Below are 14,001 nucleotides of genomic sequence, written 5' to 3' on the forward strand. Positions count from 1 at the left end.
GGGGTCCAGCGCGGCGCTGGCCCCCTCAGTCGGCTTCGCCGACAGCTCCCCCAGAGGGGGAGCATCTTCTCGCAGCGCCCCCTACAGCCACCCCGCCTTCTTGAAGCGCCGATAGAGCAGGGTGCAGACGATGGCGATCAGGGCGACCGTCGCCGGATAGCCGAACAGCCACTTCAGCTCGGGCATGTGCTCGAAGTTCATGCCGTAGATGCCGGCCACCGCCGTCGGCACCGCCAGGATGGCGGCCCAGGCGGCCAGCTGGCGGGTGATCACGCCCTGGCGCTGCTGCTCCAGCAGCGAACTGACCTCGAACACCGAATTGAGCACGTCGCCCAGGCTGCCGATCAGAAGGTCGATGCGGGCGATGTGGTCGCGGACGTCGCGGAAGTAGGGCTTCACGTCGGCGTCGATGCACGGCGTGTCGTGGTGCTCCAGATAGCCGGCGACCTGGGCCATGGGCCCCAGCAGCCGCAGGAACTTGGTCAGCTCGCGCCGCAGGGTGAACAGGCGGGTGATCTCGGATCGGCTGAGGAAGGCGTCCAGCGCCCGGTGCTCCATCTGCGCCAGCTCTTCTTCCACCGCGTCGACCACCGGCAGGTAGCCGTCGACGATGAAGTCGAGGATGGCGTGCAGCACGTAGTCGCCGCCCCTGGCCAGCAGGGCGGGCGTGGCCTCCAGGTGGGCGCGCAGTTCCAGGTGCGCGCGGGCCGAGCCGTGGCGCACGCTGATCAGGTGGTGGTCGCCGATGAAGATCTCGGTCTCGCCGAACACGACCCGGCCGGCCTCCAGCTGGGCGGTCTTGGCGACCACGAACAGCTGGTCGCCATAGAGGTCGACCTTGGGCATCTGCCGGGCGTGCAGGGCGTCCTCGACGGCCAGCGGGTGCAGGTCGAAGCGCTCCTGCAGGATCCGCAGTTCGTCCTGCGTGGGCTCAACAAGGCCGATCCAGACGAACTCGCCCTTGCGCGGCGTCAGGCCGTCGGGGTCGCCGAGCCGCAGCTCGCGCACGCGCTTTCCATCGACATAGGCGTAGGCGGCGACGACGCTCATGCGGGCTCCTGCACTGTTGCTGCCGAGATGGCGTGAACGCGGAGCCGGGGCAAGGGCGCCGCTTGACGATCTTTGCAACATATGTAGAGTTTTGATTGACGCCCCGGCCGGCGTCGCAACGGAGCACGTTCATGCCCGCCGCCCCCCGCAAGCTTTCGCCGCAGTCCCTGGCCGTGCTCGAGGTCCTGCACGGACGCGAGTGGCTCTATGGCCTGGAGGTCTCAGCCGCCACGGGCCTGAAGTCCGGCAGCCTCTATCCGATCCTGATCCGGCTGGCCGATCGCGGCCTGCTGGAGAGCCGCTGGCTGGAGCCCGAGCGCCCCGGCCGCCCGGCCCGTCACGCCTATCGCATCACCGGCGCCGGCCGCTCGGCCCTGGCCGCGGCCCGCCGTCCGTCCACCACGCTCGCCCTGGGAGGCATCTGATGACCGAACGCCGAAACGACCTGGCCGCCGCGATCATGGCGCTGGCTGCCCGCAAGGTCCCCGCCGCGCATGAGGAGTGGGCGCACGCCATGAAGGCCGAGTTCGCCGCGCTCGCGACGGGGCGGTTGTCCTGGGCGCTGGGCTGCCTGGCGACGAGCCTGCGCTGGCGGGCCGCCGGCGAGGCGGGCTATGCGGCGGCGCTGGCCGTCGGCGTGTTGATCGTCATCGCCGCGATGCCGCTGGTCATCGCCGCCTCGGCCGCCGTCAGGCCGGGCGAGCCGAAACTGGTGTTCAGGCTTCTGCCCGTGGTCATCTGCTGCGCGCCGCTGCTGGCCGGCCTCGTCGTCGGAACCTGGCGCGCCGACCGCAAGCTGCTTTCGGCCCTGGTGATCGGCATGGGATCGCAGGCGATCGGTCTGGTCATGTTCGCCGTGCGGAGTTCGTCCATCGGGTGGAGCATCCCCGACGCCCTCGTCGCCTATCTGTTCCTGGGGACCGTGATGACGGTGATGAGCTTCGTCGGCCTGCTGACCGCCGCCGGCCTGCGTCGGCTGCGGACGGTGAGGATCGCGCGATGACCGGCCGGCGCGGGGATCTCGCCGGCGCGCTCATGGCCTTGGCGACGCGCTATGCGCCCGCCGAGCGGCGCGACTGGGCCAAGGCCATGCAGGCCGAGTTCGCGGCGCTCGACAAAGGGCGGCTGTCGTGGGCCCTGGGCTGCCTGGCGACGGCGCTGGGCTGGCGGGCGCCGGGTGAGGCGGCCTATGGGGCGGCGCTGGCCGGGAGCGTCTATTTCCTCAGCACGACCATGTACTGGCTGCTCTGGCAGGTCATGGCGTCAGGTCTTGTGTCGTTCGACGTGCTGTTCGGGCGGCAGACGGAGCTCATCGCCGTCGTCCAGTTGGCGCTGTGCGGCCTGCTGGGCTTCCGGCGGCCCGACCGCCGCCTGGTCAGCGCCCTGGCGCTGGGTTTCGGCCCGATCCTGGTCGGACTCGCGCGCATCGACGGTTTCCGGCATCTCGACCAGGTGGATCCGGGCACGGCTTTGCAATGGGTTGGGATGCTGACGACGCTCGGCCTGGGCTATCTCGCGGCGACGTTGGGCGCGGGTCTGCGCCGGCGGCTGGTGGCGGCCTGAGATCCTCCCCCTTTGGGGGGAGGTGGCCCGGAGGGCCGGAGGGGGTAAGCGCGGCGCTGGCCCCCTCAGTCGGCTTCGCCGACAGCTCCCCCAGAGGGGGAGCATCTTCCGGTTCGAGCTACGTCCGTTCCAGGGTCACCAGCACCAGATCGTTCCGACGCATCGCGAAGTCGATCGTCGCCACCCCGTCTTTGCCGACGGTGACGGTCTTTTCGACCTCCGGCTTGTCGGTCGTCAGGGCCTGGAGCTTGTCCACCTGCTCGGCCGAAAGCTTCTGCGGCAGGCCCAGCTCGATATAGGCCGTGTAGGCGTCGTTGGCGCGGAAGCCGGTGCGCTGGGCTTTCAATCGGTAGCGGCCGGGCTTGAGGCCCGCGACGCTGAGCGCGGCGGCCGGGGCGTCGGTCGTCGGCTGGACCTTGGTGTAGAACGAGCGGTTGCTGGTCGGCTGCGCCGGCTGGGTGAAGTCCCAGACCAGGGCCGCGACCTTGCCGCCGTCCACCGAGGCCAGAACCGAATTGTCCGTAGACGGAACTTCCTTGCCGCGCAGGGCCGCCAGGTACTTGTAGGCGAACCACGAGGGCTTGCGGATGCCCTCCGGGTTCATCAGGCCAAAGCCGCCCTGGAACGGCGCGGTCGGCGGGCCGGGCTCTTCGAACAGGTCGCTGTAGGTCCAGTAGCTCATGCCCTGGACCACGCCTTTGACGCCCTTCAGCTTGGCCAGGATGTAGGCGGCGCTGTGATAGCTGTCGTGCACCGGATCGCGCGGCGTGTAGCTGGTGCTCCATTCGGTGAAGTAGAGCGGCAGGCCCGGATAGGCCGAGGCCTCGATCTCGCGGCGCACCTTGCGCACGTCGCCGATGATGGCGTCGGGGGAGGGCGACAGCTTGGTGTCGTCCTTGCCGTTCTCGTCGAGGAAGCCGCCGTCGACGCCGTAGGTGTGGGTGGTGACGAAGTCGACCGCCGCGTTGTTGGTCTTGCAGTAGGCCAGGAACTCCGGAACCCAGGCCGCGCCGGCCGTCGACGGGCCGCCCACACGCAGGGTCGGGTCGATCGCCTTGATGGTCTTGGCGGTCAGGGCGTAGAGGTCGAAATAGACCTTTTGATCCGCCTTCTCCCAGAAGCCGTCGAGATTGGGCTCGTTCCAGACCTCGAAGAACCAGCTGCGCACCTCGGCCTCGCCGTAGCGGCCGCGCAGGTGTTTGACGAAGGCGTCGATCAGGTGCGCCCAGGGCTCGAACTGCGGGTGCGAGGTGTTGCCCTTCCACCAGAAGATCGTCAGGTCCGAGGTCTTCATCGCCTCGGGCGTGAAGCCCAGTTCGATGAAGGGCTTCAGGCCCATGGCCAGCAGGCGGTCGTAGAGCTGGTCGATCTTCGTCCAGTCGTAGGTGATCTTGCCGTCCGCACCCTTCTTCACCGTGCCCAGCACGTCGTGGAAGATGGCGTGGAAGCGGATGTAGCGGAACTTCAGCTCGTCGGACGCCGTCTTCAGCTGAGAGAGGCTGTCGTCGCGCAGCAAGGTGCCGGGATAGTCCGAGCCGATGGAGAGGTCGAAGAACCGGTCGACGGGCGTGGTCGCCTTGGCGAGGTCGAGCGCGATGACGCGCTTTTGCCCGGCGGCGAAGGCGGGCAGGACCGGCAGCGCTGTCAGGCTGGCGGCGGCGGCCATCAGGCGGCGGCGCGAGAACATGGGCGTCTTCCTTCCTTTTCGACCAATTCAGTTCGTCATCCCGGCCGCAGCGAAGCGGAGAGCCGGGACCCAGGGGCGACCGCAGTGCGCCGGCCCCTGGGTCCCGGATAAGCCCTTCGGGCTTTCCGGGATGACGAGCGTTTTTAGTTAGTGATTATGCCTGGGCAGCTTCGCTGCCAGGTCCTGGTACTTCACGGCGAATTCCAGCACCCCGCCGGTGTCGAGCTGGCCGGTGTGGGCGCGGTAGATCTCCTGCCAGGGGGTCATGGTCTCCGGCACGGCCGGGATGCCCTCCTTGCGGCGCTCGGCGATCACGGCCTCGTCCACCAGGGCGTCGCAGCGGCCGGTGTTGATGTCGATGCGGATCACATCGCCCGTTCGCAGCCACGACAGCCCGCCGCCGATGGCGCTTTCGGGCGAGGCGTTGAGGATCGAGGGGCTGTCGGCGGTGCCCGACTGGCGCCCGTCGCCCAGGGTCGGCAGGCTCATGATCCCCTTCTTCAGCAGGTGATCCGGCGGCTGCATGTTGACCACCTCGGCCGAGCCGGGCCAGCCGATCGGACCCGCGCCGCGGATCACCAGGATGCAGCTTTCGTCGATGTTCAGGGCCGGGTCGTTGATGCGGGCGTGGTAGTCGTCCGAGCCGTCGAAGACGATGGCCCGGGCCTCGAACACGCCCTCCTGGCCCGGCTTGGACAGGTAGCGCTCGCGGAAGTCGGCGCCGATGACGCTGGCCTTCATGATCGCGAAGTCGAACAGGTTGCCGCGCAAAACGAGGAAACCCGCTTTTTCGGCCAAGGGCTGCGCGTAGGGGAAGATCACCTCGCGGTCGCCGGTTTCGCGGCCCTGCAGGTTCTCGGCCATGGTCTTGCCGGTGACGGTCAGGACGTCGCCGTGCAGGCGGCCCTGCTGCAGCAGTTCCCACAGAACCGCCGGCGCGCCGCCGGCCCGGTGGAAGCGCTCGCCCAGATATTTGCCGGCCGGCTGCATGTTGACGATCAGCGGTATGTCGTAGGCCGCCCGCCAGTCGTCGGCGGTGATCTCCAGGCCCGCATGCCGCGCCATGGCGGCGATGTGCGGCTGGGCGTTGGTCGAGCCGCCGGCCGCCGCCACCAGGGCGATGGCGTTCTCGAAGGCCTTCTTCGTCAGGATGTCCTTGGGCTTGATGTCCTCATAGGCCAGGTCGACGATCCGCTGGCCGGTCTTGTAGGCCATCTGGCCGCGCTCGCGGTACGGGGCGGGGATGGCCGCGCAGCCGGTCAGCGACAGGCCCAGGGCTTCTGCGACCGCGTTCATGGTCGAGGCCGTGCCCATGGTGTTGCAGTGGCCGGCCGAGGGGGCGGAAGACGCCGCGCGCTCGATGAACTCGGCCTCGTCGATCTCGCCGGCCGCCAGCTTGCGGCGCGAGCGCCAGATCACCGTGCCCGAGCCGACCAATTCGCCCTCGTGCCAGCCGTCCAGCATCGGTCCGCCGGAGAGCACGATGGCCGGGATGTTGACCGTGGTGGCGGCCATGATGCCGGCCGGGGTGGTCTTGTCGCAGCCGGTGGTCAGCACCACGGCGTCGATCGGATAGCCGTGCAGGGTCTCCACGAGGCCCAGGTACGACAGGTTCCGGTCCAGCGCCGCCGTCGGGCGACGGCAGTTCTCGAAGATCGGGTGGACGGGGAATTCCATCGGAATGCCGCCGGCGTCGCGGATGCCGTCGCGGACCCGGGTGACCAGGTCCAGATGGATGCGGTTGCACGGCGAGATGTCGCTGCCGGTCTGGGCGATGCCAATGATCGGCTTGCCGCTGCGCAGCTCTTCCGGGGTGATCCCGTAGTTCATGAACCGCTCCAGATAGAGGGCGGTCATGTCGATGTGGTCGGGATTGTCGAACCAGTCGCGCGAGCGGAACCGGCGGGGCGTTCGGTTAGCGGAGGTCAAGGCGCACCTCGTATTGCGGCTGGCCGGCGACGTCGACGGGCAGGGCGAACAGGCCGCCGCACAGCGGATTCGCAGCGAGCTGCTCGTCGCTCAGGCCCTTGCGAGCGGTGGTGAAATAGAGGGTCTTCAGGTCCGGTCCGCCGAAGCACGGCTTGGTGACGTTGATGGCCGGCAGTTCGATACGCTGGACGATCTGGCCTTCCGGCGACAGGCGGATGGCGCCGCGGCCGCCCCACAGGGCCGTCCAGACGAAGCCCTCGGCGTCGACCACCGAGCCGTCTGGCCAGGCGTCCTCGATCTCCAGGCGGAAGAATTCGCGCTTGTTCGAGAGCGCGCCTTCGGGCGTGACGTCGAAGGCCCAGATCACCTTCGCCAGGGTGTCGGTGTGGTAGAAGGTCCTGCCGTCCGGGCTGACCGCCGGGCCGTTGGTGATGCAGATTCCGGCGTCGTGCCGGGTCAGCGAGCCGTCGGCCTCCAGCCGGTAGAGCGCGCCGCTGTCGGCCTCTTCGCCGTCATGCATGGTGCCAAACCACAGGCGGCCTTCCGCATCGACCGTGGAGTCGTTGGGGCGGTTGTCGAGGCCGGCGTCCTCGATCTCGGAAATGAAGGTGAAGCCCAGCTCGGGCGTGAAATGATGCAGGCCGCTCTTCAGGCCCGCCACGAAGCCGCCGCCGACGCGCGGGGCGACGAAGGTCACCTGGTCGGGGGCGTCCCAGCTGGCGGTCTCGCCCGAGGCGGGGGTGTAGCGGTGGACCCGATGGCCCTTGATGTCGACGAACCAGACGGCGTCGCCATGCCAGATCGGCCCTTCGCCGAGCGTGGCCTTCAGGTCCCAGACGCAGGTGGGGGCAGTCATAGCGCTTCGTCTCCTCCTACGGCGCCGGCCCCCTCAGTCGCTCCGCGACAGCTCCCCCAGAGGGGGAGCATCTAGCGCTTCAAATCCTCCCCTTCTGGGGGAGGTGGCCCGGAGGGCCGGAGGGGGTCCTTCGCCGACCTATCTTATCGCCAGCCGGCGTCGATCCAGTACTCGTGGCCCGTGCACAGGCTGCCGTCGTCCGAGGCCAGGAACAGCACCAGCGAGGCGACGTTGGCCGGCAGGATGCGGCCCTTGACGGCCTGGGCCTTGACGATCTCGGCCTCGCCTTCCGGGGTGTACCACTTCTCCTGGCGCTTGGTCTTGACGTTGCCCGGCACCACGCAGGTGACGCGGATGTCGTCGGGGCCAAGCTCACGGGCGAGCGCGCGGGTCATGCCCTCGATGCCGGCCTTGGCGGTTTCGTAGAGGACGAGGTCCTCCAGGCCGAGATGCCAGCTGATCGAGCCGAAATTGATGATCGCGCCGCCGCCGCGGGCCTTCATGCCCGGAGCCGCGGCCTGGGCGCAGAACAGCATGTGACGCAGGTTCACGTTCATGCGGTTGTCCCAGTAGGCCGGGGTCACGTCGGCCAGGCTGTGACGGTCGTCGTTGCCGGCGTTGTTGACCAGCACGTCGATGGGACCGGTTTCGGCGAAGAAGGCCTTCACGGCTTCCAGGTCGGTCAGGTCGACGGCCTTGAAGGCCGGCTTGATCGGGGCGTCGGCCAGGTCGGCGACCAGGGCTTCGGAATCCTCGACGGCGATGTCGACGAAGATCACTTCGGCGCCCTGCTTGGCGAAGGCGGTGGTGATGCCCGCGCCGATGCCGGAACCGCCGCCGGTGATGACGACGCGCTTGCCCTGGAGGCTGGGATAGATGGCGGAGGACATGCGCTTAAGCCTGGAAAGAGGAAACGAGGGTCACAGCAGGCCGCGGCCGGCCAGGTTGCGGATCAGGGCCGAGATGCCGAAGGTCCAGGGCTTGGCCTGGTCGCAGGTGGTCACCTCGTTCTCGAGCACGCCCAGCTTGGGGGTCGAGACGCGGACGCGGTCGCCGACCTTGTGCGTAAAGCCCTGGCCGGCGGTGTCGCGGTCCTGGATCGGGGCGAACATGGTGCCCAGGAACAAGGCGAAGCCGTCCGGATACTGGTGCTGCCGGCTGTAGGCCTGGCTCGCCAGCACGGCCGGGTCGCGGCTGATCAGGCTCATGTTCGACTTGCCGTCGAGCACGAAGTTGTCGCGGCCGGTGATCTTCAGCTCGACCTCGGCGCTGCGCACGTCGTCCAGCGAGAACGAGGCGTCGAACAGGCGGAAGAACGGGCCGATCGAACAGGAGGCGTTGTTGTCCTTGGCCTTGCTGAGCAGCAGGGCCGAGCGGCCTTCGAAGTCGCGCAGGTTGACGTCGTTGCCCAGCGACGCGCCGCGGATCTCGCCCTGGCCGTCGCACAGCAGCACGACTTCCGGCTCGGGGTTGTTCCAGTGGCTGTCGGAACGGACGCCGACCTGGTCGCCCCAGCCCATCGACGACAGCGTCGGGCCCTTGGTGAAGATCTCGGCGTCGGGGCCGATGGCGACCTCGAGGTACTGCGACCACAGGCCGTCCTTGATCAGGGTCTGCTTCAGGCGCTCGGCGCCCTCCGAGCCCGGGTTCACGCTGCGCAGGTCGCCGCCCATGCTTTGCGACAGCTGTTCGCGGATCTTCAGGGCGGCGGCGGCGTCGCCGCGGGCGCGCTCCTCGATCACCCGCTCCAGGGTCGAGACGGCGAAGGTGACGCCGGCGGCCTTGAGGCATTGCAGGTCGACGGGGGCCAGCAGCTTGGCGGCGGCGTTGCCTTCACGGTCGTCCCAGACCGGGCGCAGGTCGAGCTTTTCCAGCGGACCCTTGTCCTCGCCGCGCGGGATCGAGTCGCCCGGGGCGTAGGCGTTCATCAGGTCGGCGACGGTGGGGGCGATCTTGCTGACGTCCTCGACGTGGCCGCCGCGGATCAGGACGGGGGTCGGGCCCTGGCCGAAGTCGATGCGGCCCAGAAGGGTCGCTTCCCGCCAGTCCTCGGGAAGGTATTGCGTCACGCCCACCGCGTTTTCTCCCTGTCGCGCGAGCGGATCTTTGCGAACGCCCGCTACGCTTCGTAACTCCCCGACTTGTTAGCGCTAACATGTGGAGGGGCGCAAGGGAGTTGTCTGACAACTGGTACGGACACCTCTCCCATGGGGAGAGGGAGGGGCCCGCGCCGAAGGCGTGGGAGGGTGAGGGGGTAAGGCGTCGGAAGGTTTGCGCGTGAGGGGTATGCGGCCGGCCGCGTAACCCCTCACCCTCCCAGGCTATCGCCTGGGCCCCTCCCTCTCCCTCTGGGAGAGGTGTTTCTAGGTCGGCGCAGGCCCCGCCGAGTCCCGCACGATCAGCGTATGCGGATGCATCAGCTGCCTCGGCTCGCCGGTGCCATCCCGATGGCGGCGGATTTCTTCCAGCACCAGGTCGACAGCGGCGCGGGCCATGGCGGCGATGGGCTGGTGGACGGTGGTCAGGGCCGGCCAGATGTTGGCGGCGATCGAGGTGTCGTCGAAGCCGACGATCGAGACGTCGCCCGGCACGTCCAGGCCCAGGCGATGGGCCAGGCCGGCGGTGGCGGCGGCCATGTCGTCGTTGGCGGCGAAGATGGCGGTCGGCCGATCCTTGACGTTCAGCAGCCGCTCGGCCGCCTCCAGGCCCGAGCGATAGGTGAAGTAGCCCTGCTCGATGCGGACGTCCTCTTGAGGAATTCCGGCGGCCTTGAGGGCGGTCATGAAGCCGTCCATCCGCTGCTGGCTGACCGTCTGGTTGGGGTGGCCCTTGATGAAGCCGAAGCGCTTGTGACCCAGGCTCAGCAGGTGCTGGGTCAGCTCGAAGGCGGCGGCTTCGTTGTCGATGCGGATGGTGGCCATGTCGCTGCTGGCCATGCCGGGGGCGACGGCCACGGCGGCCGCGCCGGCGGCCTTCACCTCGGCCAGCACGGTCTGGGATTCGCACAGGGGCGGCGGCAGGATCAAACCATCGACGCCGGTCTTCAGCAGCCGGGCCAGGGTGGCGCCGGCCAGCTCGGGCTCGGCGCACTTCTCGATGACGATCTGCGAGCCGGTGCGGCTGCTCTCGTCCAGCGCCCCGACCAGGAACTCCGACAGATAGCCGGTCGAGGGGTTGTCGTAGAGCAGGCCGATCCGGAACGGCGCGCTGCCGGCCAGGCTGCGAGCGGCGGGGTTGGGGGCGTAGTTGAGCTCGGCGATGGCCGCCTCGACCAGGGCCCGGGTCTCTTCCTTGACGGTGGATTCGCGGTTGATGACCCGCGAGACGGTCATGGGCGACACCCCGGCCCGCGCGGCGACGTCGCGGATCGTGGCGCTCTGGCTGCTGCGGCGCCGCGTGCGCTCGGTGCGTTCGTTCATGACTGAGAAGTCCGTCCCTTTTGGGCGAGTCTAGACCGTTTCTCGCGCCATGGGGAAGCGCGGCCTTGGTAGCGGTCTCCGGGCGGGCGTAAGGAGGGCGTCATGACTGTGTTTGGCGCCATCATTCTCTGCGGCGGCGGCTCGGTCCGGATGGGGCGGGACAAGGCCTTGCTGGACTGGGACGGCCTGCGCGCCGTCGATCGCGCGGCGGCTCTGGCCCGGGCGGCGGGGGCGAGCGTGGTGCTGACCGCCGGGCGCGACTACGGGCTGGACTGGGTTCCCGATCCGGAGGAGGGGGCCGGGCCCGTCGGCGGGGTGCTGGCCGGGGCCGAGGCGCTGCGGGCGCGGGGCTGTTCGCGGGCTCTGGTGCTGGCCGTCGATGCGCCGACCCTGACCGTGGACGACCTGGCGGCGTTGCTGGCGGCGGAGGCGGGCGCGACCTTCGACGTCTCGCCCGTGCCGATGGTGCTGCCGCTCGGGGCCGTGCCGGCAGGGGCGCTGCCGGGCTGGCCGCTGCGGCGGCTGGTGGAGCGGGCGGGGCTCGTGGTTTTGGAATGTCCGGAGGGCGCGCGGGCGCGGATCCTTGGGGCCAATACGCCGGAGGAGCGGGCGCGGCTGAGGCCGTAGCCCCTCAGTACACGTCCCGCCGGTACCGCCCCTGGTCGGCCAGGTCCTCCAGCGCGCCCGCGCCGAGGATCTCGGCCAGGGCCGCATGCACCTCGCGCGACATGCCTTCCAGCGAGCCGCAGACATAGATCGCCGCCCCCCGCGCCACCCAGGCCCGGACTTCGTCGGCGGCCGCCAGCAGCCGATGCTGGACGTAGACCTTCTCGGCCTGGTCGCGGGAGAAGGCCAGATCGAGCCGCGCCAGGACGCCCGAGGCGACCCAGGCCTCGATCTCGTCGCGATGGAAGAAGTCGTGGGTGGCCGAGCGCTCGCCGAACACCAGCCAGTTCCGCTGACGGCCCAGAGCCGCGCGGGCCTTCAGGTGGCTGCGCAGGCCGGCGAGACCCGTGCCGGCGCCGATCAGGATCATCGGCCGGTCGTCGGCCGGCGCATGGAAGCTACGGTTGCTGCGCACGCGGCCGGCGATCTCGGCGCCGACGCCTGCATGCTCGACCAGCCAGCCCGAACCCAGGCCCGTCTTGCCGTCGGCGCGGCGCATCAGGCGCACGACCAGCTCGACCCCGCCGTCGCCCGGCAGCGAGGCGATCGAATATTCGCGGTGGGGCAGGGCGGGCAGGGCGTCGACCAGAGCCTGGGGCGCGGCGCCGACCAGCGCCTTGATCGCCGCCTCCTCGTGCGGCAGCCGTCGCCAGGACAGCACCTCGCCCAGCGTCTGGGCCTCGTCGGCCTTCACGGCTGCGTCAGCGGAAAGCGACAGCCGCGCCAGCAGGTCGGCCACCTCGGCCGGGGCGTTGCGCGGACCGATCTCGACGATGTCGCCGGCCTGCCAGGTCACGTCGCCATCGAGCGGTTCCAGGCGCACATGGAAGGCGCCTTCGCCGGCCGAGCCGGGATTGAGCAGGCGGCGGTCGGCCAGTTTCCAGCGGCCATAGGCCGGGCGGCTCCAGTCGGGGGCGTCGGTCGAGCCGGTCAGCACCGAAAGCTGCGACTGCCAGTGGCGCAGGGCGGCGGCCTCGCCGTCGTCGACCTCGACGGTGTCGAACAGGCGCGCGCCGCCGTTGCGGGCCAGCCAGGCGTCCAGGCTGTGACCGAAGGCGCAGTAGTGGGCGTAGCTGCTGTCGCCCAGGGCCAGCACGGCGTAGGTCAGGCCCGACAGGTCCGGCTCGGTGGCCATGACGTCGCGGATGAAGCGGCGGGCGTTGTCGGGGGCGTCGCCCTCGCCGGTGGTGCTGACGATGAAGAGGGCGCGGCCGGTCAGGTCGGCGGGCTCGACGGCCGCCAGTTCGCGCAGGCGCACCGGCAGGTTCGCGGCTTGCAGGGCTTTCGCCGTCGCCAGGGCCAGTTCCTCGGCGAAGCCGGTCTGGCTGGCGAAGGCCACGAGCACGGGCTCGCCGGCGCCGGCGGCCAGGGCCTTTTCCTCGCGGGCGGCCTTGGCCTTGCGCAGGGCGACCTTCAGGGCGATCCCGGCGCATAGCAGCAGGTAGAGGCCGACGACGATCGCGGCCAGGGCCAGGCGGCGCGAGCCCGGCGGCAGGCTGGAAAGCAGGTCGGTCATTCGTCGAGCATCGCCTGCAGGGCCGGCGACAGACGCTCGGACAGGCCATTGGGGCCGCGCGTGACGATCAGGACCGGCAGCTCACGCGCCGTGGCGAAGGCCAGGGCGGCGTCCGGTCCCATCACGGTCAGGGCGGTGGCCAGGGCGTCGGCGGTCATGCACTCGGGATGCAGCACGGTGACGCTGACCACCCCGGCGTCGCACGGCGCGCCCGAGGCGGGGTCCAGGGTGTGCGCGTAGCGCTTGCCCGCATGGTCGAAGAAGCGGCGGTAGTCGCCCGAGGTCGCCACCGACAGGCCGTGCAGGGCCAGCACCGTGCGCGGGGCGGCCTCGTCGTTGGCCGAAGCGACCGGCGGGCGCTCCAGCTCGACCCACCAGGGCTGGCCGTCGGGCTTGGCGCCCGTGCCGCGCAGCTCGCCGCCGACCTCGACGAGGTAGGAGCGAACGCCCGAGCGTTCGAGCGCCCGGGCGGCCTCGTCGACGCCGAAGCCCTTGGCAATGCCGTTGAGGTCGATGGACAGCCCGCCCGGCTGAAATAGCGCGTCGCCGTCCAGCGTCACGCGGCGCCAGCCCATAGGGGCGCGGGCGGCGTCGAGGGCGTCGGCGCTGGGCGGCTCGCCGGAGAAGGGGCGGGGGCCGAAGCCCCAGAGATCGGTGACCGCGCCCAGGGTCGGGTCGAACGCGCCGTCGCTGCCTTCAGCGACCTCGATGGCGCGGCGGAGCACGGTCGCGAAGCCGGCGGGCAGGGCGGTCCAGGTTCCGGGGGCGGAACGGTTGAAGCGCGAGAGCGCCGACATCGGGTCCCAGGCGCTCATCTGCGCGACCACCTGGTCGAGGGCGCGCTGGACCATGGCGGTCATGGCCGCAAGGTCGGTGGTGGCGGGCAGCACGGCCTTGACCGACCAGGTCGTGCCCATGCTTGCCCCGTCGAACCCGCGCACGACGCCGCCCACCGGCCGGGCCGGCGGTTTGGAGATCAGGGGGACGAGGACGCGGGTCATGGGGGAGGCGGTGTCCAAGCTCCTCCCTCGCGAAGCGGGAGAGGTGGCGCGCTGCGGATACGCAGCGTGACGGAGGGGGCGAGTTCAGGCGCGGTGCGCGCCGCCGCCCCCTCCACCACTTCGTGGTCCCCCTCCCCCGCGAGCGGGGGAGGAGCAGGTCAGGCGCTACGGACGCTGGGCTTCGAACGTCGCGGTGTAGCTGGCGCTGAAGCCGTTGCCGGCCAGCGGGCCGGTCTGGCCGCCGCCGGGGCCGCCCGGACCACCCGGGCCGCCTTGGGGCGCACCGCCGGGAGGACCGCCTTGCGGGCCGCCCT

The 14,001-nt window shown here is 70.3% G+C and carries 13 protein-coding genes and 1 pseudogene; 5 read left to right on the forward strand and 9 right to left on the reverse strand.

From position 1 onward, the window contains the following. Nucleotides 1-81: 81 nt before the first annotated feature. A complete protein-coding gene (locus AC2YHT_RS25435; protein WP_487292582.1) occupies nucleotides 82-1,050 on the reverse strand; it encodes a magnesium and cobalt transport protein CorA in 969 nt (322 codons plus the stop codon). A gap of 131 nt (nucleotides 1,051-1,181) precedes the next feature. Between AC2YHT_RS25435 and AC2YHT_RS25440 the strand changes: the two genes are divergently transcribed. Genes AC2YHT_RS25440 through AC2YHT_RS25450 form a run of 3 tightly spaced genes read left to right on the forward strand, consistent with a single transcriptional unit; the run spans nucleotide 1,182 to nucleotide 2,613 of the window. Beyond that, nucleotides 1,182-1,475: a PadR family transcriptional regulator gene (locus tag AC2YHT_RS25440; RefSeq protein WP_110119303.1), complete on the forward strand. Its 294-nt coding sequence runs from the start codon at nucleotides 1,182-1,184 to the stop codon at nucleotides 1,473-1,475. Further along, a complete protein-coding gene (locus tag AC2YHT_RS25445; RefSeq protein ID WP_487292583.1) occupies nucleotides 1,475-2,053 on the forward strand; it encodes a hypothetical protein in 579 nt (192 codons plus the stop codon). The genes AC2YHT_RS25440 and AC2YHT_RS25445 overlap by 1 nt, the downstream gene beginning before the upstream one ends. Next, a complete protein-coding gene (locus tag AC2YHT_RS25450; RefSeq protein WP_487292584.1) occupies nucleotides 2,050-2,613 on the forward strand; it encodes a hypothetical protein in 564 nt (187 codons plus the stop codon). Before AC2YHT_RS25445 ends, AC2YHT_RS25450 begins: the two co-directional genes overlap by 4 nt. Before the next feature lie 118 nt (nucleotides 2,614-2,731). Here the strand turns inward: AC2YHT_RS25450 and AC2YHT_RS25455 are convergent, their stop codons facing one another. Further along, a complete protein-coding gene (locus AC2YHT_RS25455; protein ID WP_487292585.1) occupies nucleotides 2,732-4,300 on the reverse strand; it encodes a GH39 family glycosyl hydrolase in 1,569 nt (522 codons plus the stop codon). 27 nt (nucleotides 4,301-4,327) lie between these two features. Here AC2YHT_RS25455 and AC2YHT_RS25460 point away from each other — a divergent pair. Then, nucleotides 4,328-4,408, forward strand: a pseudogene (locus AC2YHT_RS25460) (hypothetical protein); the annotation flags it as partial. A 39-nt stretch (nucleotides 4,409-4,447) separates the two neighbouring features. Here the strand turns inward: AC2YHT_RS25460 and xylD are convergent. From xylD to xylR, 5 genes are all read right to left on the reverse strand, one after another. Next, nucleotides 4,448-6,229: a xylonate dehydratase XylD gene (gene xylD / locus AC2YHT_RS25465; RefSeq protein ID WP_487292586.1), complete on the reverse strand. Its 1,782-nt coding sequence runs from the start codon at nucleotides 6,227-6,229 to the stop codon at nucleotides 4,448-4,450. Then, complete coding sequence (gene xylC, locus AC2YHT_RS25470; RefSeq protein ID WP_487292587.1) at nucleotides 6,216-7,085, reverse strand: D-xylonolactone lactonase; 870 nt, start codon at nucleotides 7,083-7,085, stop codon at nucleotides 6,216-6,218. Before xylC ends, xylD begins: the two co-directional genes overlap by 14 nt. A gap of 143 nt (nucleotides 7,086-7,228) precedes the next feature. After that, nucleotides 7,229-7,975 (reverse strand): D-xylose 1-dehydrogenase, encoded by a 747-nt coding sequence (gene xylB, locus AC2YHT_RS25475; RefSeq protein ID WP_487292588.1) that lies wholly within the window; start codon nucleotides 7,973-7,975, stop codon nucleotides 7,229-7,231. A 30-nt stretch (nucleotides 7,976-8,005) separates the two neighbouring features. Next, nucleotides 8,006-9,160, reverse strand: a complete 1,155-nt coding sequence (locus AC2YHT_RS25480; RefSeq protein ID WP_487292589.1) for a fumarylacetoacetate hydrolase family protein — start codon at nucleotides 9,158-9,160, stop codon at nucleotides 8,006-8,008. 288 nt (nucleotides 9,161-9,448) lie between these two features. Beyond that, the gene (xylR, locus tag AC2YHT_RS25485) at nucleotides 9,449-10,504 is read right to left on the reverse strand and encodes a transcriptional regulatory XylR (protein WP_487292590.1); all 1,056 of its coding nucleotides are present in this window, start codon (nucleotides 10,502-10,504) and stop codon (nucleotides 9,449-9,451) included. 102 nt (nucleotides 10,505-10,606) lie between these two features. Here xylR and mobA point away from each other — a divergent pair, with 102 nt between their 5' ends. After that, nucleotides 10,607-11,131 carry a molybdenum cofactor guanylyltransferase gene (gene mobA, locus AC2YHT_RS25490; RefSeq protein ID WP_487292591.1) on the forward strand — a complete coding sequence of 175 codons (525 nt, stop codon included), beginning with the start codon at nucleotides 10,607-10,609 and terminating at the stop codon, nucleotides 11,129-11,131. Between the two features lie 4 nt (nucleotides 11,132-11,135). On the opposite strand, the gene AC2YHT_RS25495 is transcribed toward mobA, so the two are convergent. Beyond that, entirely contained in the window at nucleotides 11,136-12,686 is a 1,551-nt protein-coding gene (locus AC2YHT_RS25495; protein WP_487292592.1) for a flavodoxin domain-containing protein, read from the reverse strand. Then, nucleotides 12,683-13,687 (reverse strand): FAD:protein FMN transferase, encoded by a 1,005-nt coding sequence (locus tag AC2YHT_RS25500; protein WP_487292593.1) that lies wholly within the window; start codon nucleotides 13,685-13,687, stop codon nucleotides 12,683-12,685. The genes AC2YHT_RS25495 and AC2YHT_RS25500 overlap by 4 nt, the downstream gene beginning before the upstream one ends. Between the last annotated feature and the right edge of the window lie 314 nt (nucleotides 13,688-14,001).

The sequence above is a fragment of the Caulobacter sp. SRI_008 genome, assembly GCF_057586355.1.

What these genes read in the sequence shown, in the direction of transcription:
- AC2YHT_RS25455 (WP_487292585.1), bottom strand. Translation starts at nt 4,300, where the DNA reads ATGTTCTCGCGCCGCCGCCTGATGGCCGCCGCCGCCAGCCTGACAGCG.
- AC2YHT_RS25440 (WP_110119303.1), top strand. Translation starts at nt 1,182, where the DNA reads ATGCCCGCCGCCCCCCGCAAGCTTTCGCCGCAGTCCCTGGCCGTGCTC.
- AC2YHT_RS25500 (WP_487292593.1), bottom strand. Translation starts at nt 13,687, where the DNA reads ATGACCCGCGTCCTCGTCCCCCTGATCTCCAAACCGCCGGCCCGGCCG.
- AC2YHT_RS25445 (WP_487292583.1), top strand. Translation starts at nt 1,475, where the DNA reads ATGACCGAACGCCGAAACGACCTGGCCGCCGCGATCATGGCGCTGGCT.
- xylR (WP_487292590.1), bottom strand. Translation starts at nt 10,504, where the DNA reads ATGAACGAACGCACCGAGCGCACGCGGCGCCGCAGCAGCCAGAGCGCC.
- AC2YHT_RS25435 (WP_487292582.1), bottom strand. Translation starts at nt 1,050, where the DNA reads ATGAGCGTCGTCGCCGCCTACGCCTATGTCGATGGAAAGCGCGTGCGC.
- mobA (WP_487292591.1), top strand. Translation starts at nt 10,607, where the DNA reads ATGACTGTGTTTGGCGCCATCATTCTCTGCGGCGGCGGCTCGGTCCGG.
- AC2YHT_RS25495 (WP_487292592.1), bottom strand. Translation starts at nt 12,686, where the DNA reads ATGACCGACCTGCTTTCCAGCCTGCCGCCGGGCTCGCGCCGCCTGGCC.
- AC2YHT_RS25450 (WP_487292584.1), top strand. Translation starts at nt 2,050, where the DNA reads ATGACCGGCCGGCGCGGGGATCTCGCCGGCGCGCTCATGGCCTTGGCG.
- xylC (WP_487292587.1), bottom strand. Translation starts at nt 7,085, where the DNA reads ATGACTGCCCCCACCTGCGTCTGGGACCTGAAGGCCACGCTCGGCGAA.
- xylB (WP_487292588.1), bottom strand. Translation starts at nt 7,975, where the DNA reads ATGTCCTCCGCCATCTATCCCAGCCTCCAGGGCAAGCGCGTCGTCATC.